16 protein-coding genes and 2 pseudogenes are annotated in these 23233 nt (G+C 58.9%); 7 read left to right on the top strand and 11 right to left on the bottom strand.

Annotated elements, in window-relative coordinates; translation table 11 throughout:
* Positions 1 to 14 precede the first annotated feature (14 nt).
* Positions 15 to 1300: pseudogene (locus tag CFter6_RS18140) on the bottom strand (MFS transporter).
* A 132-nt stretch (positions 1301 to 1432) separates the two neighbouring features.
* Here CFter6_RS18140 and CFter6_RS18135 point away from each other — a divergent pair.
* Positions 1433 to 2338 (top strand): LysR substrate-binding domain-containing protein, encoded by a 906-nt coding sequence (locus tag CFter6_RS18135; protein ID WP_061542456.1) that lies wholly within the window; start codon positions 1433 to 1435, stop codon positions 2336 to 2338.
* A 6-nt stretch (positions 2339 to 2344) separates the two neighbouring features.
* On the opposite strand, the gene CFter6_RS18130 is transcribed toward CFter6_RS18135, so the two are convergent.
* Entirely contained in the window at positions 2345 to 3064 is a 720-nt protein-coding gene (locus tag CFter6_RS18130; RefSeq protein WP_061541104.1) for an ArsR/SmtB family transcription factor, read from the bottom strand.
* 129 nt (positions 3065 to 3193) lie between these two features.
* Between CFter6_RS18130 and CFter6_RS18125 the strand changes: the two genes are divergently transcribed.
* Positions 3194 to 4582: an MFS transporter gene (locus tag CFter6_RS18125; RefSeq protein WP_236904375.1), complete on the top strand. Its 1389-nt coding sequence runs from the start codon at positions 3194 to 3196 to the stop codon at positions 4580 to 4582.
* On the opposite strand, the gene CFter6_RS18120 is transcribed toward CFter6_RS18125, so the two are convergent.
* The 9 genes and pseudogenes from CFter6_RS18120 to CFter6_RS18085 form a co-directional block, all read right to left on the bottom strand.
* Positions 4579 to 5529: an AraC family transcriptional regulator gene (locus tag CFter6_RS18120; protein ID WP_061541102.1), complete on the bottom strand. Its 951-nt coding sequence runs from the start codon at positions 5527 to 5529 to the stop codon at positions 4579 to 4581. The genes CFter6_RS18125 and CFter6_RS18120 overlap by 4 nt on opposite strands.
* A gap of 8 nt (positions 5530 to 5537) precedes the next feature.
* Positions 5538 to 5660, bottom strand: coding sequence for a hypothetical protein (locus tag CFter6_RS26700; RefSeq protein ID WP_257722408.1), 123 nt, complete (start codon positions 5658 to 5660; stop codon positions 5538 to 5540).
* A gap of 115 nt (positions 5661 to 5775) precedes the next feature.
* On the bottom strand, positions 5776 to 7491 hold the full coding sequence (locus tag CFter6_RS18115; protein WP_061541101.1) for an ABC transporter ATP-binding protein: 1716 nt from the start codon (positions 7489 to 7491) through the stop codon (positions 5776 to 5778).
* A gap of 8 nt (positions 7492 to 7499) precedes the next feature.
* Positions 7500 to 8690, bottom strand: a complete 1191-nt coding sequence (locus CFter6_RS18110) for an ABC transporter permease (RefSeq protein WP_248845764.1) — start codon at positions 8688 to 8690, stop codon at positions 7500 to 7502.
* A gap of 9 nt (positions 8691 to 8699) precedes the next feature.
* A pseudogene (locus CFter6_RS18105) lies at positions 8700 to 9637 on the bottom strand (ABC transporter permease).
* An 11-nt stretch (positions 9638 to 9648) separates the two neighbouring features.
* A complete protein-coding gene (locus CFter6_RS18100; protein WP_061541100.1) occupies positions 9649 to 11676 on the bottom strand; it encodes a M3 family metallopeptidase in 2028 nt (675 codons plus the stop codon).
* 71 nt (positions 11677 to 11747) lie between these two features.
* Complete coding sequence (locus CFter6_RS18095; RefSeq protein WP_061541099.1) at positions 11748 to 13550, bottom strand: ABC transporter substrate-binding protein; 1803 nt, start codon at positions 13548 to 13550, stop codon at positions 11748 to 11750.
* Between the two features lie 100 nt (positions 13551 to 13650).
* Entirely contained in the window at positions 13651 to 15435 is a 1785-nt protein-coding gene (locus CFter6_RS18090; protein WP_061542454.1) for an ABC transporter substrate-binding protein, read from the bottom strand.
* A gap of 361 nt (positions 15436 to 15796) precedes the next feature.
* Entirely contained in the window at positions 15797 to 17515 is a 1719-nt protein-coding gene (locus CFter6_RS18085) for an ABC transporter substrate-binding protein (protein ID WP_236904373.1), read from the bottom strand.
* A gap of 249 nt (positions 17516 to 17764) precedes the next feature.
* Here CFter6_RS18085 and CFter6_RS25735 point away from each other — a divergent pair, with 249 nt between their 5' ends.
* The 5 genes from CFter6_RS25735 to CFter6_RS18065 all read left to right on the top strand — a co-directional run bounded on the left by CFter6_RS25735 (position 17765) and on the right by CFter6_RS18065 (position 23190).
* Positions 17765 to 17947 (top strand): hypothetical protein, encoded by a 183-nt coding sequence (locus CFter6_RS25735; protein ID WP_147356119.1) that lies wholly within the window; start codon positions 17765 to 17767, stop codon positions 17945 to 17947.
* A 233-nt stretch (positions 17948 to 18180) separates the two neighbouring features.
* On the top strand, positions 18181 to 20763 hold the full coding sequence (locus CFter6_RS18080; protein ID WP_335340290.1) for a TonB-dependent receptor: 2583 nt from the start codon (positions 18181 to 18183) through the stop codon (positions 20761 to 20763).
* A 353-nt stretch (positions 20764 to 21116) separates the two neighbouring features.
* Positions 21117 to 21770 (top strand): energy transducer TonB, encoded by a 654-nt coding sequence (locus CFter6_RS18075; RefSeq protein WP_061541097.1) that lies wholly within the window; start codon positions 21117 to 21119, stop codon positions 21768 to 21770.
* Positions 21771 to 21838: 68 nt separating this feature from the next.
* Complete coding sequence (locus CFter6_RS18070; protein WP_050808611.1) at positions 21839 to 22759, top strand: MotA/TolQ/ExbB proton channel family protein; 921 nt, start codon at positions 21839 to 21841, stop codon at positions 22757 to 22759.
* 2 nt (positions 22760 to 22761) lie between these two features.
* The gene (locus CFter6_RS18065) at positions 22762 to 23190 is read left to right on the top strand and encodes an ExbD/TolR family protein (protein ID WP_061532667.1); all 429 of its coding nucleotides are present in this window, start codon (positions 22762 to 22764) and stop codon (positions 23188 to 23190) included.
* Positions 23191 to 23233 lie beyond the last annotated feature (43 nt).

Below are 23233 nucleotides of genomic sequence, written 5' to 3'. Positions count from 1 at the left end.
ACGCAGTCGGCTGGTTATTGCGGGCAGGGCAGGCTAGCCGGCATTGCTTGTACAGGTTTTGGAAAAAACGGCAGGGCGATCAGTGCGCATGCGCTGCCTAGCAGCCATACGGCCGGCCAGTTGCCGAGCGTGAGGATGTGCGGGATCGCCAGCGGCGTCAGGAAGCAGGTCACGAACACGCTGGTGTTTGCCATGCCGAGCGCGGTGCCGGCGTTGCGGGCGCCGGCGATGGTGGCCAGTTCGGTATAGGCGACGCCGTGCCAGGCCGAGATGCTGATGCCGGCCAGCACCAGCATCGCGATCAGTAGTATCGCCATCACGGGGCCGATGCTCGGCGACTGGCCGGCCAGCGTCACCAGTGCGGCCAGTGCGGCGAAGGCGATGGCGCTGGTGATGGTACAGAAACGCAGGAATTCGCGCCGGTTGCGCTTGCGGTCGGTCCAGCGGCCGCTCCATACGCGCATGACCATGGCGCCGCATTGCAGCGTCGCCATGGCGACGGTGATGGCGGCGATGCCGGCGTGGCTGAAATCGTGCAGGAATACGGTGCCAAAGAACAAAACCGCACACTGCGGCGCGCACAGGATGCCGATCGCGGCGACGATGCGCCACAGCTGGCGATCCTTCAATGGCGCCGGCGCGGGCTTGGTGTGGATGGCGTGTGCTTTATCCGGAGCGCTTGCCGCCGGTTCATACAGCCAGAGCCAGGTGAAAAACAGCGTCGCTGCACAGAACAAGGCAAGCACGCCGTACACCGAGGCAAAACCGAAATGGGCGGCCAGCGTCGGCAAGAACAGGGCGCCGACGGCGCCGCCCAGCGGTACCGCGGTCTGGCGTATGCTCATCGCCATGCCGCGCTCGCCTTCGCCGAACCAGGTCATCACCGCACGGCCGCTGGAGCCGTTGACGCTGCCGCCGAGCAGGCCGACCAGCAGCAGTCCTGCCGCCAGCAGCGGCAGGCCGGGCACATAGCCTGGGCCGGGCGCAACAAACAACGCCATCAAAGCCAGCGCCACGGCGGTGGTAGCCAGGCCGGACAACAGCACCGGGCGGTCGCCCAGCGGTCGGTCAGCAAGCCCCAGGGCAGTTCGCTCAGAGCGATGCCGAGACCCATCAAGCCCAGCACCAGTCCCAGTTCCGCGTTGTCGAGGTGGTAACCCGAGCGTATCAGGACGGCGGTTGTCGGAATGCCGCTGAAAGCGGCGGAAAAGCTGGCATTGGCGGCAACCCCTACGCCCAGCACCTTCCAGCGGTGGCGGTTATTGGTGCTTGCAGCGGTGACGGCGGCGGATGACGACATCTTGATTCTCCTGTAACGATATGCGCTGGTATCTGTGCTGATTTAAGCGCTTGCAGCGAGTATCGCTTTGCGCGATACTTTTAAATATCAGATAGTTTCGAACAAATAGTTTTGAAAAACAGGATGGTTGTCATGCGACAAATCAGTTTTGACCTCGACGTGCTGCGTACCTTCACCACCGGCATCGACCTCGGCAGCTACGCCAAGGCCGCCGACCGCCTGGGCCGTTCCACTTCAGCGGTGAGCGCCCAGTTGAAGAAACTGGAGGAGCAGGCCGGTGCACCGATTTTCCGCAAAGCCGGGCGCGGGCTGGCTTTGACCGAGGCCGGCCAGACCTTGCTGGGCTACGCGCGCCGCTTGCTCGATCTCAACGACGAAACCGCCAGCGCGGTGCGCGGCGTCGAACTGGAAGGCGAGGTAAAACTGGGTTTGCAGGAAGATTTCGGCGAAGCGCTGCTGTCGGACGTGCTGGGACGCTTCATGCGCGCCCATCCGAAAGTGCGGGTCGAAGTCTGTGTCGCGCGCAGCACGGAGCTGCGCGAGCGCGTGACCCTGGGCCGCATCGACCTGGCTTTGATGTGGGAATGCGGCGCGCCGACGCTGAATGCGCAACGGGTGGCCGACCTGCCATTGTGCTGGATCGGACCGGCGCAAGATGTGGCGCGAGCGCAGCCCGGCGCTCCCTTGTCGCTGGTATTGCTGGACGCGCCTTGCATGCTGCGCGATATCGCCTCGAATGCGCTGGACGCCGCCGGCATCGCCTGGCGCCACGCCTTCACCAGCGCCAGCCTGTCGGCGCTGTGGGCGGCTTCGGCCGCGGGGCTGGGGCTGACGGTGCGCACGCCGATCGGCTTGCCTGCCAGCCTGCGCATCATCGAACCGCAAGCGGCCGGATTGCCGGCGCTGCCGCAGATCGGCTTGTCCCTGTATCGTGCACAAACTCGGGCGCAAACGATGGCGGAGCCGGCGCTGAACCGGCTGGAAGAATTGCTGCTGCAGGCGGTGCACGAAACCATCCGCAGGATCGCGGCGGCGTGACTGCTTTTATGTTTGCGGGGTAATCAGCGCAGTCGAATTCTGATCGATGCCGAGCTGCGCTTTCAGGCCAGCCCATCCTTTAGGCGTGACCTGGACGGCGCGCGACGACGCTGACCGGCGCAGCCATCCTGCCGCGCATAACGCGCGCATCAGCTGTACGCCGAGCGGGCCAGCCAGGTGGTGGCTGCGCTCGGTCCAGTCCAGGCATTGCCGCGCCAGTCCGTGGCGCGTCGGCTTGAGTGCGGCGACATCGACGCCGATAGCGGCGAACCAGTCGCTGCCGGCTGCGGACAATTCAAACTGCTTGTCCGCGCCTGCCACAATCAATTGGCGCTGCTGCAACGCCTGCGTCACCGCCACCCCTAGCTGGCCCGCCAGGTGGTCGTAGCAGCACCGGGCAAAGCGCAATTCCTGCGCTGCACGATTCAAGGGCCTGCGCCTGACCGCCGCCACCGAGCTGATGGCAGCCAGCTGCTCGATGGCGTCGGCGACGTGGGAATCGGTCAGGCGGTAGTAGCGATGCCGGCCCTGCTGCTCACAGGCCAGCAAACCGCCATTGAGCAACTTCGCCAGATGGGCGCTGGCGGTTTGCGCGGTGACGCCCGCGGCATGGGCCAGTTCGCCGGCCGGCAACGCACGTCCGTCGAACAGCGCCATCAGTATGGCGGCGCGCGCCGGATCGGCGATCAGGAAAGCGACGGAAGAAATATTCGGTTGCGGACACATATCAGACCTCCAACAATTCTCCCACAGTATAGGACCGAAACCCGGCCGCATGCTTCGACGCGTGACGAAGCATCAGGAAGGGAGCCGAGGCTACACTCGGACTCCAGTCAACCGCAAGTGGAGATCGATATGGATGAAAGCGCGGGAGCAGGCATGCGCTGGACAAGGCCGCGCAGGCAAGACATGCAGCGCCGCGTACTGGCGGCTGTCAGCCTGAGTTATGTGGTGGTGATCCTGGACACCTCGATTGTCAATGTCGCCCTGGAACGCATCGCCGGCGCCTTGGCGACGGACATCGCCAGCCTGCAGTGGGTAGTGAATACCTACATCCTGAGTCTTGCCAGCCTGCTGCTGGCCGGCGGCACCCTGGCCGATCGTTTCGGCGCCCGGAATATCTATCTGGCAGGCCTGGCTGTGTTCACGCTGGCCTCGGCCTGGTGTGGTCTGGCTGGCGACCTGGGGACGCTCATCGTGGCCCGCGTGCTGCAGGGCGGCGGCGCGGCGCTGTTGTTGCCGGCTTCGCTGTCCCTGATCAAGCAGGCATTTCCAGAAGCTGGCGAGCGCGCCGCTGCGATCGGCATGTGGGCCGGCTGCGGCGGTGCGGCGATGGCTGCCGGTCCGCTGGCCGGCGGTGTCCTGATACATCTGTTTGACTGGCGCAGCATCTTCCTGGCCAACCTGCCGGTCGGCTTGCTCGGTTTATGGCTGACCTGTCGCATCCGTGGCGAACGCAAGCCGCTGCAAGCCAGACGGCTGGATCCTGGCGGGCAGTGTGCGGCGATCCTGGCGCTGGCCGCATTGATCGCAGCGCTGATCGAAGGGCCGGTGCGGGGCTGGTCAAGCTTGCCTGTCCTGTTGAGGATGGCGCTGAGCATCGCCGCCGGCGCCGTTTTCCTGCAGCTGCAGAGCGGCCGGGCGCAAGCCATGCTGCCGCTGTCCTTGTTCCGCAATGGCGCTTTCTCCGGTGCGGTCCTGGTCTCCATGGTGTCGGCGCTGACCTTCTACGGCCTGGTGTTTGTGCTGAGCCTGTATTTCCAGCAAGTGCTGGCGTATTCGCCATTGCGCACCGGGCTTGCCTTCTTGCCGCTGACTGCGTTGGTGGCCGCCGGCAGCATGCTGTCGAATCGCCTGGCCGTCGCATACGGTGCGCGACGACTGGTAATTGCCGCGCTAGCTTGTTACGCCATCGGCTTTCTTGGCTTGCTGTTATCGCTGTCGACAGCGACCTACTGGCTGCTGGCCCTGCCCATGCCGGCGATCGGTTTTGCCGCCGGCCTCATCACGCCGGCAGCGACCGCCGCATTGATGGCGACCGTCGAGCCGGAACGTGCCGGAGTGGCGGCCGGCGTGCTGAATTCGGCACGGCAAACCGGCGCCGCCCTGGGCGTGGCGATCTTCGGCGCTCTGGTTGCCGCAGTCCATCCGTTCCTGGCCGGCTTGCACACGGTGCTGTGGGTTTCAGCTGGAGTCACGCTGGCGGCTGCACTAGCCTGGCGGCGGGGGCTCCAGCCCGATTAAAGCGGCGCCACCGGGATGCAAAGGTCGCACTGGAAGACGCCGGTTTTTTCATCGTAGCCGGCCTCGACCGGGTAATACTCGAAGAACGGACGGGTGTCGAGCTGCATGCCGCTGGCCGGCAGCCAGTCGCGCAGCAGGCGAGTCCAGGTTTCGCCGATATCGCGGCCGGTGCCGGCGTACCGTGTCACCGCGTAGCTGCCGCCGGGAACGGTGGTGGTGAACGATTTTCCGCTGGCGACGAAATCGTCTGGTACTTCAACGCCGGCGTCGTAGCGGCACTTGTCGGCGCTGGCAATGCCCGGGTCGTCGTGGCTGATGCCGTAGCGCGGACGGCCAAACAGGTCGTTGGTTTCCATCCACGGGCAGACGGTTTCGCCCCAGAATTCCGAAATCGGCTGGCCGTAGGGGCCGATGTAGCGCAGGTAAGCGATCTTGGCAGCCTGACGCTGGATGATTTTGACTTTCATGGGGATCTCCGTAGTGTCTGTTTGGGAGTTTCCATGATGGTCCTGGATGCGGCTGTTTTCCTGATCCTGCTTGCGATGCAGCTGATCAGGATTGCTGTTGCGGCTAGCCGCAAGCTGGGCGGCCCAGCGGTCCGCCTGTCCCTGGCGCCACTCGCTGGCGGTGCAGCCGAACCGGGTCTTGAATGCGCGGGCAAATGCTTCGGTTGAACCGAAACCTACAGATAACGCGATCTCCAGGACTGGCACCCCAGGCTGGCCGATCAGCCGCAACGCCGCCATTTCCAGCCGGCGCCGGCGCAGGTAATCGCCGAGCGTTTCGCCCATCCAGGCTGAGAACAGGCGGTGAAAGTGAAATGCGGAAAAATGGGCGACTTCGGCCAGCGTGCTCAGCTCAAGCGTCTGGTCGATGTGGCGGTCGATATGCTCGACCACTTTGTGCATGCGCCTGGCATAGGCCACCTGGTTTTCTTGCGATGTCATGGGTAATCTTAGTCCGAGGCTGCGCCATGCGCCACTGCTTTCTGTACCGGCATGTAACGCAAGCTTAGCGCCCAGAACAGCAAGGTCAGCAGGCTGACGGTGGCGCCTGTTTTTGTGACTGGTGCAGGCAAGCTATAACGAAATATCCGGGACGTCAATCCGCGGCGTAAACGAGAACGGGGCACAGCTCACGCTGTACCCCGTTTGTTGAGGCGCGGGCTGCGGCTTGCCGCAGCTGGCCGTTCGTCAGTTTTGCAAACCGCGCGGAATCGCGCTCAGCAGCTGGCGGGTGTAAGGATGGGTCGGGTTGTGGTACAGCTCATCCGAATTGGCCAGTTCCACCACTTTACCCTGATGCATCACCATCACCTGGTCGGCCAGGTATTTGACTACCGACAGGTCATGCGAGATGAAGATGTAGCTCATGCCGAACTCTTCCTGCAAATCCTGCAGCAGGTTGAGGACCTGTGCCTGCACCGACACGTCCAGCGCCGAGACCGATTCGTCGCACACCAGGATTTCCGGACGCATGGTCAGGCAGCGCGCAATCGCAATCCGCTGCCGCTGGCCGCCGGAGAATTCATGCGGATAACGATGATAGGCGACCGGCGGCAGGCCCACCTTTTGCAGCAGCTGCATCGCCATCTCGGTGCGTTCGTTGTCGTCGCTGCCGATCTGGTGGATGCGCATCGGTTCCAGCAGGATCTGGCCGATGGTGAAGCGCGGGTTGAGCGAGGCGTAGGGATTCTGGAAGATGATCTGGATACGCCGTTTGTAAGACATGAACTCGCTGTTGGACATGCCGATGATGTCCTTGCCTTCGAACAGCGCTTGTCCGGACGTGGCCTGGTGCAGGCGCATCAGGGTCAGGCCGACGGTGGTCTTGCCGGAACCGGATTCGCCCACCACGCCCAGCGTCTTGCCGCGCGCCAGCTTGAACGAGACGTCTTGCACCGCCTTGAATTCCTTGCGGCCGAACAGGCCTTCGCGGAAATAAAAGCTCTTGCCCAGGTTGCGTACTTCCAGCAGGGTATCTTCCTGGCCGCTGCAGCCGCGGCTGCGTTCGCGCAGGTCGAGGTCGGCGCCGTTGTTGCCGTTCATGTAGTCGCTGATGACCGGCAAGCGCCATGGGCGGGTGTCGAGCGACGGGCGGCACATTAGCAAGGCCTTGGTGTAAGGGTCCTGCGGCGCTTCGAAGATTTGCCGCACATCGCCTTTTTCGCGCACTTCGCCGTGGCGCATGACGATCACTTGGTCGGCGATTTCGCCGACCAGCGCCAGGTCATGGGTGATGAACAGCACCGACATCTTGTGGCGTTTGCGCAGGGCTTCGATCAGGTCGATGATCTGCTTCTGGATCGTGACGTCGAGCGCGGTGGTCGGTTCATCGGCAATCAGCAGCTTCGGTTCGCAGGCAATCGCCATGGCGATCATCACGCGCTGCTGCTGGCCGCCCGACATCTGGCTCGGATAAGCGTCGATCTTGGTCGCCGGCGAAGGAATCCCGACTTCCTCCAGCAATGCGATGGCACGGGCGCGCGCCTGCTTGGCGTTCATGCCCATATGCAGCTGCAGCACTTCGCCGATCTGGAAGCCGACGGTGAACACCGGGTTGAGCGAAGTCATCGGCTCCTGGAAAATCATGGAGATTTCCTTGCCGCACATGTCGCGCCGTTCGTCCGCCGACATGGCCAGCAGGTTGCGGCCTTCAAACTCGATGACGCTGGTGGCGGCAATGCTGGAGTTATCCTTCGGCAGCAGGCCCATCACAGCCAGCGAACTGACCGATTTGCCGCTGCCCGATTCACCCACCAGGGCGACGGTGGTGTTGTGCGGAATGTCGAAGGAAATGCCTTTGACGGTTTCCACCATGGTTTTTTTATCGGTACGGAAACTGACACGCAGGTCGCGCACGCGCAACAAAGGTGCGCTGTCTTGGTGGTTCTGGTTGGTCGATTGCATGATGTCTCCTATTTCAGCTTCGGATCAAGGGCGTCGCGCAGCGCATCGGTGAACAGCGAGAACGCCGTCACCAGGATCGCCATGGCGATACTTGCAGCCGCCAGCTGCCACCATTTACCAAGGATTAATTCGTTTTGCGCTTCGTTCAGCATGCTGCCCCAGGAGACGACGCCGACCGGCACGCCGAAACCGAGGAAGCTCAAGATCACTTCCGACTTGATGAAGCCGACCACCGAGATCGACAGCTGCACCAGCGACACGTGGCTGACGTTAGGGAAGATATGGCCGAACATCTTGCTCCAGTGGCTGGCGCCAATGGCGTCCGCCGCCATCACGTATTCACGCGACTTGTGCTTCATGTATTCGGCGCGGATCAGGCGGTAAGTGCCGGTCCAGCCGGTCAGGCCGAGGATTAGCACGATCGCCATCACGCCTTTTTGCTGCAGCACCGCGGCTACCGCCAGGATCAGCAGCAGGTAGGGGATGGAGGTGAAGATGCTGTAGAACCAGTTGAAAGCGTCGTCGATCCAGCCGCCGAAGTAGCCGGACACCGCACCGAAGAGGGTGCCGAGGGCAACCGCCAGCAGCGCCGCTACCAGGCCGACGATGATCGAGGTTTCCGCACCCTTGATGGTTTTCTTGATGATGTCGTGGCCCCATTTGTCGGCGCCGAACGGCAGGGTAGGTTTGCGGGCCAGCACTACGCTGCCGCCTTTCTTGGCCAGTTCGGCACGGATTTCAGTCATTTCCGCTGCCAGCGGATCGGCGATGCCGTAGTCGTTGGCGACCACCGGCGGCGCGACGGCTACCGTGCCGCTCTTGCGCAGGTCGCGCAGGATGTCGCGCAGCGGGTCGACCGGGTTTTCCGGCGGCGGCGCTTCGACGACGGCGTCGTTGTCGCTGAAACCGCGTTCGGCATCGGTCTGGGCGCCCATGAAGGTAGGCGGCGCATAGTTGACGCCGATTTCCTGCGACCAGTCCTTGGCCAGCAGGCCGCTGGCGGACAGCACCAGCATCACCAGGTACAGGCCGACCACGGCCATGGCCGCCATCGCGACATGATCGGCGCGCAAGCGCTTCCAGGCCAGGGCCCACAGGCCCGGCGAATGGGTGGCGCCGGCGGCGCTGGCGAGGGCTACGGTTGCTGCTGTTGTTTCAGGCGCCGCTTGGGCAGGGGCCGAATTTATACTTTGAGTCATGGCGGCTCCTTACTTCAGTTGAACGCGTGGATCGACAGCCTGGTACAGCAAGTCGGTCAGCAGGTTGAATATCATGGTGGCGGCGGCGACATAGATCGTGATCGCCTTGATCACCGGGAAATCGCTGCGTTCAACCGCCAGGATCACCTCGCGGCCTATGCCCGGGATCGAGAAGAAGCGCTCGATCAGGAAAGCGCCGATCAGCAGCGCCGGCAGGTTCGACATGACGTTGGTGATGATCGGAATCGCGGCGTTGCGCAAGACGTGCACCCACAGGATGCGGCGTTCCTTGACGCCCTTGGCGCGCGCGGTGCGGACATAATCCTGGTTGACTTCATCCAGCACGAAAGTACGGTACAGGCGCAGGCTGGGAGCGATGCTGACCGCCAGCATGATCAGGATCGGCAGCGCCGAGTAGTGGAACAGGTTTTCCCAGAAGCTGTTGCCCAGCCTTGCACCGGGAACAGGCTCAGCTTGTAGGCGAACCAGTATTGGAACAGGATGATGTAGACCAGGATGCTGATCGACATGCCGACGGTGCAAGCCACCATCACCATGCGGTCGGTCTTGGAGCCGCGCACGAAGGCCACGGCCAGCGCCAGTGCGACGGCGATCAGGGTTTCCAGGATGGTGAGCGGGATCAGCACGGTCATGGACGGCCCGAGGCGGGTCATGATGACGTTGGCCACCGATTCACCGGTGCTCCAGCTGTTGCCGAAATTGAAGGTGACGATCTGCTTGATGAAGATCCACAGCTGGATGTAGTAAGGCTGGTCGATGCCCAGCTGGGTGCGGATGTTGGCGATCTGTTGCGGGTTCGACATCTTGCCGGCCAGGATATAGGCCGGGTCGCCGCCGACCCAGTTGAACAGGAAAAACACCAGGACGATAACGCCGAGCATGGTCGGCAGCATTTGCCAGAGGCGGCGCAGGATATAAGCGGTCATGGATATTCTCCTCAGTGCAGGCGCTGGCCTGAAATTTCGGCAAAGAATGCCTTGCTGTTAGGCTCGCGCCCGAGGAAGCTGCTGACCATTTCGCCAGCCGGCTTTTCGGCGCCGCGCGACAGGATGGTCTGGCGGTACAGGTGGCCGACTTCCGGGTTCATCAATTTGTCGTTATAACGCGACAGCATGTCCAGCGCCAGCACTTCCGACCACATGTAGCCATAGTAGCCGGCTGCATAGCCGCCCATCAGGTGGCCGAACTGGCCTGGGAATTCGGTGCCCGGCACATAACCGAGCGGTGTTGCGCCTTCCATCTTTTGCCAGACGGCGAGCGGCTGTTCCTGGTCAGCCTTGTCGTTATGGATGGCCATGTCATAGCCCGCGTACAGCAGCTGGCGGGCGTAGCGTATGCCGCGGCCGTAGTTGTGGGCTGCGGTCAGGCGTTGCAGCAGGGCGTCGTCGATGGTCGGGCAAGGGCTCTTGCAGAAGCCCGCCAGCAGCGTCAGCGATTCCTTGCGGCGCGCCCATTCTTCGTACATCTGCGATGGCGCTTCGACAAAATCCAGCTCGACGTTGGTGCCGGCCTGGGTGACGTACTTGGTGTTCGACAGCACGCCGTGCAGGACATGGCCGAATTCGTGCACCAGGGTTTCCAGCTCGTCGCTGTTGAGGCCGTTGCGGTCGAAGTTGGTGACCAGGGTAGATACCGGCGTGCGGTGGGCCAGGGTGCTGACGCCGCGCGTAGCCCAGGCTGCCGCGTGGCCGTATTTGCCTTCGCGCGGGAACAGGTCGAGGTAGATGCCTGCAATACGTTTTTTGCTGCTGCTGTCGATGACATCGTAGTACTGCACGTCAGGATGCCATACCGGCACCTCCACGCGTTTGAATTCGACACCGTACAAGGTGCTGGAAACGCTCAGGATCCAGGGCACGGCGGCATCGGTCGGGAAATATTTGCGCAAGGCTTCCTGGTCCACCTTGTAGCGCGACTGCTTGATTTTCTGCTGCCAGTATTCGGAATCCCAGCGTTCCAGCCTGGTCTCGGCCAGCGGCGTCTTCAGCGTTTCGGATTTGAACACGCGCAGTTCTTCGATTTCCTTGATTTCCAGCTGGGTGACAGCGGTCTGCACTTCTGTCAGGAATTTGTCCACGGTCTGCGGATTCTTGACCATGCGCCGGCGCGTCACTAAATCGGCGTAGCTAGGCAGGTCGAACAGGGTCGCCATTTCATGGCGCAGGTCCATCGCCTCTTTCAGGATCGGCAGGTTCTTCGGCGTGCCGTGATTGGCGAAGGCAATCTGGTAGCGGCGGCGCGCATCGCCGTTGTCGGCCGATTCCATGAAGGGTTTGTAATCCGGGTAGTCGAAACCTAGCAGGTAGTTGCCTTTGTCGTCGCGCTTGGCGCGCGCCAGGTAGGCTTCCGACATGCCTTGGACTTCAGCCGGGGTGAATGTCAGTTTCTGGTTGTTGTCGCGGATGTTGCGGGCGAATTCCTGGCTCAGCTCGTTCAGTTTGTCGAGGATGGCCTTCATGCGCGCCCGCTTTTCCGGCGCCAGCGAGACGCCGGTATCGTCGAAGCTGTAGAGGATATCCTGGCGCAGCTTTTTCTCGACTGCATCGCTCGGCTGGATGGCTTTGAAGCGCGCGTACAGCTTTTCGTTCTGGAACAGTTCGGTCGACAGCTTGTTGAGGTCGATCAGGCAGGCTTCGGTAGTGCTGCGGACCTTGGCGTCTGGCGAGACATTGTTGAGGATGTCGACCGGGCCTTGCAAGTCTTCGAAGGCGATCTGCAGGTCGTTCCATTCGGTGAGTACTTTCTTGCTGTCCTTGGCGTGCGCCGGCGGCAGTTTTTCCAGCGCCGACACGCGCTTGCGCAAGGTAGTCAGCGTGCTGTCGCACAGGGTGGGGATGTCGTCCGCTTTCAGCAACGGGATCAACGGGCGTTGCGCGTCTTGGGCGGCTGCCTGGTTCAGCATCAACGTGAATAACGTTGCAACTGAGGTCGTCACGACCGGCAAGAAAAATGATGATGGTTTCATGCATTTCCTCAAATATGGATTGAGTGAAGTTATAGGGAAAAGGGCGGGCGGCGTGCCGCCGTCCGCTGGTTTTATTTTGTTTTGTCGATGTCGTAGTACATCCATTCGGTAGGCATCACCGGATGCTTCTTGTAGCCGATCACCCGTGGCTGCGCAATCATGTTGCGGTAGCGCGCATAACCGATGCGCGATGGTGAATAGACTTCCAGGATGCGCGCCATCTTGTGGTACAGCAGATCGCGTTCGGGACCGTCCGGCAGCTTTTGCGAGGCAGCATAGAGTACGTCGAATTCAGGAATCTTGGTGCAGCCATTGTTGTTCTGGCCGATATTCGGTCCATAGAACAGCTGCATGAAATTGTCGCCGTCAGGATAGTCGGCGATCCATGGCGCAGTGCGGGTTTGCAGCTGGCACTCTTTTTCTGCCTTGAGCAAGTCAGGGAAGGTTTTCAGGTCGCCGACCATGCGGATGTGGATGGTGTCATAGGTCTTTTTCCACATTTCGGACTGCTGCTGGCCGTTCGAGTCGGCGCGGGCGGAATAGCGTACCGTCAGCGGTTTGCCGTCCGGCAGGGTGCGGTAGCCATCGCTGCCGATCTTGTAGCCGAACTTGTCGAGCAGGGCATTGGCGACGGCCGGTTCGTATTGGATGCTGCTCTTGTAACTAGGGTCGTGACCGACCACGCCTGGCGGGATCGGGTATTCCAGCGGGATTGCTTCGTCGTTCCAGACCACCTTGATTTCTTCGCGCACGTTGTGCGCCATGGCGATGGCGCGTCGGAGTGCGATCTTTTCCTTGCTCAGGCCGCCCAGTACCGGGTCTTTCATGTTCCAGTAGAAGTAGCTGATTTCAGGGTCGACGATACGTGACAGCTGTACGCCGCGTTTGACGAATTCCGGTTTCAGCTTGCCGCCGGCCATGACTTGCGGCGCCAGCGGGCCTTGCAATTCGGTGATGTCGACTTCGTCGCCTTCGAACGCCAGCAGGCGCGACTGGTCTTCCACCATCACGCTGATTTCAACGCGGCCGATCTGCGGCATGCGCTTGCCTTTCATCTGGGCCACGATGGCGGCATCGCCAGGGTCAGTGCTTGGCTGGAAATCCCAGGTGTAACCACGGTAGTCCGGGCTGGCGGTCAATACCATGCGTGAGCCGCGTATCCATTGGCTCAGGATGTAAGGACCGGTGCCGACCGGATGCCCCATCACGGTGCCTTGGGCATCGCGGTACTTTTCGATTACTTCACGCGCCACGGCGCTGGTCGGCTGGTGCGCCAGGATCATGCCGAGGTTGAAATCGGGTTGTTTCAGGTGGATGCGCAGGGTATAGCGATCCAGCAGCTCGAAACCGGGAACATTGGTGTCGTAGTCGAAATGGCCGGTTTTCTTGGCGGTTGCGGCAACTTCGTCGAGGCCGACTACTTTGCCTTCCAGCAGCCAGGTTTGCGGTGAAGCCAGCTGCGGATCGAACAGGCGTTTCCACGAATAGACGAAATCGGCCATGGTCAGTTCGCGCTTCTTGCCGTTGAACACCGGATCATCGGCAAAGTAGATGCCTTTTTTCAGGTGGATCGTATAAGTCATGCCGTCGGCGCTGACTTCCGGCAGGGCTGCCGCTGCCGAAGGCATCAGCTTGGCCGGACGGGCCAGGTATTCGTAGGCGAACAGTGTTTCAAATACCGACTGGTTCACCAGTTGCGAATACAAGTCGCGCGTCACGGCCGGATCGAAGCCGGTTTCCGGCGCCACGAAGACGAAGCGCAATACCTTGTCGGGATCAGCTGGCGAGGTTGGCGCCGCCGCTGCCGATGCATGCATCGGCAGGGCGCACGCTAAACACGCAACCAATATCCCGCGTAACCAAAGCGAGTTCATACCATGTGTCTCCTTCTAAATGTCTCTAGCTAAATAAACTGGAGCTGCGGCGGGCGATGTTTGCCGCAGCTGGATTGTCTGTTACCGAATAAGTGATGGATTAGTGTTTTTCGACATCGATGTACGGCCACTCTGTGTGCAGGATAGGATGCTTCTTGAAACCCTTGACCCACGGCCGCACCAGCCAGCTGCGGATACGGGTGGTGTTCAGGACCCAGGCCGTGTCGGCCTCGAACTGCCGGTTCATCTGCAGATAGATCTGGTTGCGTTCGGCGCCGAGCGGCAGGGCCATGGCCTTGGCGTAGAGAGAGTCGAAAGTGGGGGACTGGTAGCAGCCGTGGTTGCCGTGGCCGGAGTTCGGCCCATACAGCAATTGCAGGAAATTCTCTGCTTCCGGATAGTCGGCCATCCAGGCCGCGCCCCACATCATCAGTTCGCATGAGGTCGCTGCTTTCAGGTTATCGGCAAAATTGCTGACGATGAATTTGGTCTTGATGCCGATCAGGTCCAGACCGCGTTTCCAGAGCTCGGACATTTCCTGGCCGATTCCACCCTGGTTGGAGGTGTACTTGAGCAGCAGCGGGGAGCCGTCGGGCATGGTGCGGTAGCCATCGGCGCCGCGCTTGTAGCCGAAATGATCGAGCAGTTTATTGGCCAGCGCGGGATCGTAATCGATGCTGGTGCGGTACGACGGATCATAGCCGCCGACGCCTGGCGCAATGATCATTTCCAGTTTCATGGCCTGGCCGTTGCGCAACAAAGAGGCTTCTTCCTTGTTGTTGTATGCCATCGCTATGGCGCGCCGCAATGCAATCTTTTCGTTGCTGTAGCCGCCTATGACGGGGTCTTTCATGTTCAGGACAGTGTAAGTAATCCCGGTATCGACTACGCGTTGCAGCTGAATGCCTTGTTCGGCATAGGCGGGCTTGAGTTTGTCGCCGTCCAGCACGCTGAGCGCTGCGGTATCGGGCATCTTGTCGAAATCGATCTGCTTGCCCTGGAACGCCAGCCAGCGCGACTGGTTTTCTTCGATGATGCTGACCTCGACCCTGCCGATCTGCGGCATTTTCTTGCCTTGCATGTCCTTGATGACCTGTTTGTCGATGGCGTCGGCAGAGGGCTTGAAGTCCCAGGTATATCCGCGGAACTCAGGGTTGGCGACGAGGACGATTTTGCTGCGCGGGACATACTGCTCCAGCATGTAGGCGCCGGTCCCCACCGGGTGTTGGCCGGTTTGCTGGCCATAGGCATCGACCACCTCATGCGCCACGGCGCCAAAGGCGCTGTAAGCGACCACGTTCAGGAAGTTGTAGTCCTTGGCGTTGAGCACGACCTTGAGGGTGTAGCGGTCCGGCGCCTGCAAGCCGGCTAGCGGCGCTTCATAGTTGAAATGGCCGGTTTTCTGCGCTTGTGCGGCCAATTCGTCAAGGCCGGCAATCTTGCCTGCCAGGAAATTGGCGGACGGTGAGCGGTTTTTCGGGTCAAGCACGCGCTTGAACGTGTAAATGTAGTCTTCGGCGGTCAATTCCCGCCGTACTCCTTTGAAAGCCGGGTCGGGAGCGAAATAAATGCCCTTCTTGATGTGGAAGGTGTAGGTCTTGCCATCCTCGCTGATTTCCGGCATCGCTTCCACTGTCTTGGGCACCAGCTTGGCCGGGCGCGCAAGGTAATCATAGGTGACCAAGGGTTCAAAGATGACTTCGCTGACCCAGCCGGAATAGAAATTCTGGGTGCGCGCCATGTCGAAGCCATCGTCTGCGGCTTCGAATGCGGTTCTTATCACTTTTGTTGGATCGGCCGGGTTGGCTTCGGCGCTGCCGGCGACGGCAGCGAGCGCCAGCATGGGCGCTATGAACAGATGTTTGAGCTGGACGAATTTCGACATTTTACGGATCATTTTTTTATGCCTTTTGAGCAAGTGGTTATTTTCTGTCCGCGATCAAGATGGCTTATCCTGATCACAAAACAGCGTCATCTCCGATGACATCGCAGTTCTCTGCCGGTAAGCAGATAGGCGATCAATAGTTTCTGTTTCCCACTAAAAATCCGTTAAAGCCGGACTGCGTAGCCTATGGCGCTAGGCTGGAATTCATTCATTTCATGGTCTCCTTCGTTTTCATTGGTTTTTATGCCTGACGGTCTGCGCGCGTTCGAGGTCAAGGCGGCATAGTACAGAATCCGGCGTAAAAAGATAGATGATCAAGATAGATAAGCAAATCGATACTATTGCAAAAATTGCAGCTTTTCTAGTGTTTTTCAACATCCAGGTATTCCCAGTCTGCCTGCAGGATAGGGTGGCGCTTGAAGCCCTTGATCCACGGCCGTATCATCCAGTTGCGCAAACGTGAGGTTGTCAGCACCCAGGCGGTATCGGCTTCCATCTGGCGGCTCATGTCGATATACAGCTGGTTGCGCTCCGGTCCGGGAGGTGTCGCCCGGGCTTTGACATACAGGGCGTCATAGGCCGGCGAGCTGTAGCAGCCGTTGTTGCCTTGTCCCACATTCGGGCCGTACAGCAGCTGCATGAAATTGTCGCCTTCCGGGTAGTCCGCATTCCACGAGCCATTCCACATCATCAGCTTGCATTCGGTGGCGGCCTTCAGGTTGTCGGCAAAATTACTCACCGGAAAATCCACGCGAATGCCGATTTTATCTAGTCCGCGCTTCCATATCTCCGAAAAAACAGTATTGATTGCGCTCGACTCAGTCGTGATTTTCAAAGTCAGCGGCTTGCCGTCGGGCAGGGTGCGGTAACCGTCGGCGCCGCGCTTGTAACCAAAGCGATCAAGCAATTTGTTTGCCAGCGCCGGATCGTAGGAAATGCTGTTGCGGTAGTTCGGATCGTGGCCGATCACGCCTTCGGGAATAGCCATTTCCGCTTTGACCGCCAAGCCGAGACGGGCCTGGCTGATTTCATCCTTGACGTTGTACACCATGGCAATTGCGCGTCTCAGGGCATTTTTCTCGAGGCTGTCGCCGCCGATCAGAGGGTCTCTGAAGTTCATGAAGATGTAGACGACGCCTGGTTCGGTCACGGTGTCCAAGGTAATGCCTTGATCGACGAAAGATTGCTTGAGCTTTTTCCCGTCGAGGACAGTCGGCGCCGCAGCCTGGGGCAGGTAGTCGAAATCGATCTGTTTGTCCTGGAAAGCCAGCCAGCGCGACTGCTCTTCTTCGATGATATTGATTTCGACACGGCCGACCTGCGGCATTTTCTTGCCCTTCATGTCATGCACCAGCTGATCGTCCCAGGCCGAGCCGGACGATTTGAAATCCCAGGTGTAACCGCGGTATTCGGGATTGGCGACCAGCACGATTTTGCTGCGCGGGACGTATTCCTGCAGCATGTAAGGGCCGGTGCCAACCGGGTGCGCCGGCGTCCGGTCGCCGTAGGCGTCGACGGCTTCGCGCGCCTGGGCGCCAAAGCCGTTGAACCCCATGACGTACAGGAAGTTGTAGTCAGGCGCGTTGAGCTTGATCTGCAAGGTATAGCGGTCGGGCGTCTGCAGGCCGGCTATCGGCGCATCGTAGTCAAAGCGGCCGGTTTTGGCAGCCTTGGCGATCAGCTCGTCCATGCCGACGATCTTGCCCTGCAAGACGTTGGCGGATGGCGAGCGATTCTTGGGGTCTAGGAAGCGCTTGAAGGTATAGGCATAGTCCTCTGCCGTCAGTTCGCGCCGCACGCCTTTGAAGGCAGGGTCGGGGGCGAAGTAAATGCCTTTTTTGACGTGGAAAACATAAGTCTTGCCACCGTCGCTTACCTCCGGCATGGCCTCTGCGGTTCCAGGCACCAGCTTGGCTGGCCGCGCCAGGTAGTCGTAGGTCAGCAAACGCTCGAAAATGGCTTCGGATACCCAGTTGGAGTAGGCGTTGTAGGTGCGTACCAGATCAAAGCCATCGTCCGCGGCTTGCAATGCGACACGCACCACTTTGGACGGATCTGCCGGATTATTGCCTGCTTGCACTGGAAATGCTGCACCTGCGATACCAAAAACGAGCAATATTGGTGCAATGCACGATCGGTCGAATTGCTTAAAGTTCCACATGGTTCAAATTCTTTTTTCTTGCCCTACGGGCATTTAATCGTTCCGTATTCTAATGAGAAATGGCTTGTTTGCGCCGTTAAATCGACCTATGCATTTTTACTTATACCCATATGCGTATTTGTTATTTGGCGTATATAAGCAACAGTATCGCCGGCGTTACCAAATTAAATGCAGCTTTTATTTTTTTTAGGATACACTATTTTAGCTGCATTACATCATGTGGCATGTTTTTTGCTTGTAGGTGTCGGTGGAAATATTTCTGGCAAACAATCACAAATTGGGTCCAGAAAAATAACTGCCAGTACTGGTTTTGCACGCGAAAGAAAATCTGCTTTTTGGTCGTTGTTGTGAAAAGATTTTTGACGCATCGCTCAGAAGGCGATTAACAAATCGTGTTTAGATTTACTACAAAACTTAAATTTCAACTCTAACTTTTACCCATAGGGAGTTTGGTTATGATGAAGGAACGGGGATTGCCACGTTCGCTGCGACTGATGTTTTCAGGCGGCGTTGCTGTGGGGCTAGGTCTGTTGGCCCACTCAGTGCAGGCGCAGGAGACGAAGACGGACGATGCTCCACAACAAATGCAACGGGTCGAAATTACTGGCTCATCGATTAAACGGCTCGCGGCTGAAGGCGTATCGCCGATCACCGTGATCAAGGCCGACGATTTCACCAAAATGGGATCGACAACAGCGGCTGAAGTACTGTCCAATATTTCGGGCAACCAGACGCAATTCAATGCCTCATCCAACGTCGGCGCAGGCAAGACCGTTGGCGCAGCCGCTGACTTGCGCGGTCTGGGCTCCAACAAGACGCTGGTGCTGTTGAACGGCCGCCGTCTGGCCAACAGCGCGTTCGACGGCTCTGCAGTCGACCTGAACGTGATCCCGATTGCCGCGCTGGACCGCGTTGAAGTGCTGCGCGACGGTGCTTCCGCGATCTATGGTACCGACGCCATCGGCGGCGTGATCAACTTCATCACCAAACGTTCCTATACCGGCCTGAACCTGAGCGCTGAAGGCATCCTGCCGCAGCAAGCAGGCGGCGCCGAGAAGCGTTTCAACCTGTCGGGCGGTATCGGCGACCTGGACAAGGATCGCTACAACTTCTTTGGCGTGATCGATTACCACACCCAGAACGGCGTGAAAGCCAGCGATCGCGATTTCTCTAAACTGGGCGGCCAGAATCCGAATGTCGGCTTGAACGCCAGCAGCGGCAATTCCTACCCAGCCAACTTCACTGATATCAATTCCGGCAACGGCGGCAATCCATATGCAGGCAACTGCAGTTCCGTGTCGCCATATGCGTTCAACAAGGGTAGCATTTGCCGCACCAACAGCCAGGCAAATATCGGCATCATTCCGAAAACCGAAGAAATCGCGTTGCTGGGCAAGGGTACGTTCAAGCTGGATGCGGACAATACCGCATCGATTGAATACCTGCACTCGCAAAGCAAGATCAAGACCTATGTCGCAGGCGACGTGTTTGCCGGCGATGTCAGCGGCACCAGCAGCGACTATTACATCACCAACAGCAGCCCGTTCTACCCTGGCAATGGCATCACGCCTGCCAACGCGACTGCCAGCGGCGGCCCGTTGTCGCTCAACTGGCGCTCGGAAGCGGCCGGTCAACGTGTAACCGAGTCGAAGAACAGCACCGACCGCTTGCTGTTGAGCCTGGAAGGCACGAAGTTCGGCTGGGACTACAAGACAGGCGTTTCCTATTCGGTTAGCAAGGCGGAAGACAACCTGGCTGGCGGCTACTTGAACAATGACATGATCAAGGTTGGCTTGCTGAACGGCACCTTGAATCCGTTCGGCCCGCAAACTGCAGCCGGTACCGCGTTCATGAACAGCGCCCAGCTGTACGGTACGTATGAAGATGCGCGTACGCAAACCACATCGATCGACTTCACTGCTAGCCGCGAGCTGTTCCAATTGCCAGCTGGTGCGGTAGGTTTTGCGATCGGCGGCGAATTCCGCAAGGAAAAGGCAAACTTCAACGTCGACCACGCACTGGCCGACCTGGACTCCAGCACTGGTTCGCAAGATGCCCAGTCGTCTTCCGGCACACGTAACGTGAAAGCGCTGTTCACCGAGTTGAGCATCCCTATCCTGAAGAGCCTGGAAGCACAGGTAGCTGCACGCTACGACAGGTACAGCGACGTCGGCGGTACGCTTAACCCTAAGGTTGGCTTCCGCTTCCAGCCTGCCAAAGAGATCATGTTCCGTACTTCGTACAGCACAGGTTTCCGCGCTCCTAGCCTGTATGAGCTGAATGATCCGAATTCGAAGACATTCACCAACAGCGCATACGACGATCCAGTCTTGTGCCCAGGCGGTACTGTTGCAGCGGGCGGTGTCGAAGCGCGCGATTGCGGCCAGCAATTCTTCAAGCTGCAAGGCGGCAACAAGAACCTGCAACCGGAAAAATCGAATTCCTTCACGCTGGGCATGGTGATCGAGCCGATTCCTTCGGTGACTGCTTCGGTCGACTACTTCAACATCAAGATCAAGAACCAGATCTCGACGATTTCCGAAGCCGATATTTTCAACGACCCAGTCAAGTACGCAGGTGACTACGTGCGTAATCCGGACGGTTCGCTGAACTATATCCTCAACACCAACGTCAACTTGGGCAATGTCCATACACAAGGTTTCGACCTTGGCTTTGCATGGCGCATGCCTAAGACCGCATGGGGTAACTTCGGCCTGTCGCTGGATGGCACTTACATCACCCAGTACGACTATCAATCCGAAATCGGCGGCCAATACCTGAACAACCTGGCTGTCTACGGCGGCGGTGTAGGTACTGCCGGCGGCGTGATTTTCCGCTGGCGCCATACTGCTACACTCAACTGGAGCCAAGGCCCATGGAGTGCAGCAGTGCAACAGGTCTATACAACCGGTTACCAGGATCAGAACGGTCCTAACGTCGTAGATGCCTACAAAGACCATCATGTCGGCTCTTACACACGTTATAACCTGTCGGGCAGCTATAGCGGCATCAAGAACCTGACCTTGACTGCCGGCATCAAGAACCTGCTCAATACAGACCCACCGGGTTCCAACGTGACCGACAACTTCCAGTATGGTTACGATTCCCGTTATGGCGACGCCATTGGCCGTTCGTTCTTCGTCCGCGCCAACTATCAGTTCTTTTAATCGCAGGAACCGATTGGCTTAAGTTCTTTTCGCAAGCAAACCACCTGGGAAGTTTTCCAGGTGGTTTTGGCTTTTCCGAATCGGTAAGCTGAGAGCGATCTTTCTGCTGTTTTATAAGGCATTGATGTAGTATTTACAGATGCGCACTAATTAGGGGAGAATGACCAGATGTTCTTTTGTTGGATTAACAATGAAAGAATGAATGATTGTTTATCCCGGTGCTGAATCATTTTGCAAAGCAGGCGCTGACTGATTGGTACAATTTTTGCGTAACCGTAGATTGACTAGTAGTTCACTCATCAGATTGCATGTGGTTTTAGCAATTGAATAATGTAGTATCGGAGGAAAGAGGCATGGATTTCACGCAGGATGGGAGAAACCCTTCCAAGAATATAGTTGGCATCAGCGTGGTTGTTCTTTTGCATGTGGCTCTAGTTTATGCATTGATGACAGGGCTAGCCCGTAAGGTTGTTGAGGTCATCCAGCAACCGGTCGAAACCAAGATCATCGAGGAGATCAAGCCGCCGCCGCCGCCACCACCACCGAAACAGGTAGTTCCGCCGCCGCCAAAATCGGTTGCGCCACCACCGCCTTTCGTACCTCCACCAGAGGTAAAAGTAACGCCGCCGCCACAAGATAACGTGATTGCAGCTGTAACAAACGTCAAACCACCGACCAATGACTTGCCTACTTCGGTAGCGCAGCCATCGACCACCGGTGAGGCAGGGCCTTCGCATACCAGTGCAAAAATTGCTGGGAACTGCGAAAAGCCGGAGTATCCACGGACTTCGCTGCGTAATGAAGAAGAGGGTACTGTCACTGTCAAACTGACGATCGGAGCCGACGGCAACGTGGTCGATTCCACAGTTCAAAAAGGCAGCGGATTCAAGGATCTGGACAGAGCCACTGTAAAAGCGTGGAGCCTGTGCCATTTCACCCCTGCCATGGCTGACGGCAAACCTGTGCAGTCTACGACAACAATGCAGTATGTCTGGAAGCTGGAATAATCAAAGTGTAGAACCACTACCTTGTCCGTTATCCTAGCAATCTAATTTATAAAATTTGGAGTATTAGTATGTCTATCACTCGTAACCGCTTATCCGCCCTTGTCACCGCCCTGATGATCTCCGCCGCGACGATCTCAGCGCCACTGGCAGCAATCGCCCAAACACCAGCCGCAGCATCGGCTCCAGCTCCAGCAGCCGCGGATGCGCCGAAAGCGGCCGACACTGCAGCAGCATCGCTGGCAGATACCCCAACCCCGCCGCCACAGCCGGCAGCCAAGGAAACCGTTGATAATCCATACGGCCTGGACGCCCTGTGGAAAGGCGGCGACTTCGTCGCCCGCGGCACCCTGATCATCCTGGTGCTGATGTCGATGGGTAGCTGGTACATCATCATCACCAAGCTGATCGAGCAGGTGAAACTGATGGGCCAGGCAAAAAATGCACAAAAGACATTCTGGAAAGCCGCTAGCGTTGAGGCAGGCGTCTCCGGCCTCAAGCCAAACAGCGCTTACCGTTTCATCGCCCAAAACGGCGTGAACTCGACCCAGCACCATGACGGCGCCTTGCTGGAACAGATCGACCTGAACACCTGGGTCACCATGTCGATCCAGCGTTCGGTGGAAAAAGTCCAAAGCCGCCTGCAAGACGGCCTGGCATTTTTGGCAACAGTCGGTTCGACCGCACCGTTCGTCGGTCTGTTCGGTACCGTCTGGGGTATTTACCATGCGCTGACAGCGATCGGTATCGCCGGCCAGGCCTCGATCGACAAGGTTGCCGGTCCGGTCGGTGAAGCGCTGATCATGACCGCGATCGGTCTGGCAGTGGCTGTGCCTGCGGTTCTGGGTTACAACTGGCTGGTTCGCCGCAACAAGAGCGCCATGGAAGAAATCCGTTCGTTCAGCGCCGACCTGCACTCGGTCCTGCTGAGCGGCGTGATGTCCTCGAGCTCGGCGGTCCAGGTCGCCCATATCAATAAAAAGGTTGGCTGATCATGGCGATGTCACTCGGCTCTCCCGATGGGGATGAAGACGAAGTGATCGGCACGATCAACACGACGCCGCTGGTCGACGTCATGTTGGTCTTGCTGATCATCTTCCTGATCACGATTCCGGTGGTGACGCATACGATTCCAGTGAAGCTGCCGAACGAATTCGACGAACCTTATAAAACCAAGCCGGAGAACATCAACCTGGCGGTCAATAAGCAAGGCGACATGTTCTGGAACGAGCAACTGGTGCCGAACACCACGACCTTGCTGGCCAAGCTGAAGGAAGTGGCGGTCATCGTGCCGCAACCGGAACTGCATATCCGCGGCGATCAGCAAACCAAGTACGAATATATTGGCAAGGTGATCCTGACGGCGCAACGGGCGGGTATCGCCAAGATCGGTTTTATTACCGAACCGCCTGCGCGGAATTAAGCCATACCATTTGCGGGACAGAGTTTAAGAGGCGCCGGAGGGC

Source organism: Collimonas fungivorans, assembly GCF_001584145.1.
In the GTDB taxonomy this organism is placed as follows: Bacteria; Pseudomonadota; Gammaproteobacteria; order Burkholderiales; family Burkholderiaceae_D; genus Collimonas; species Collimonas fungivorans.
This window is presented reverse-complemented; position numbering and strand designations above follow the sequence as displayed.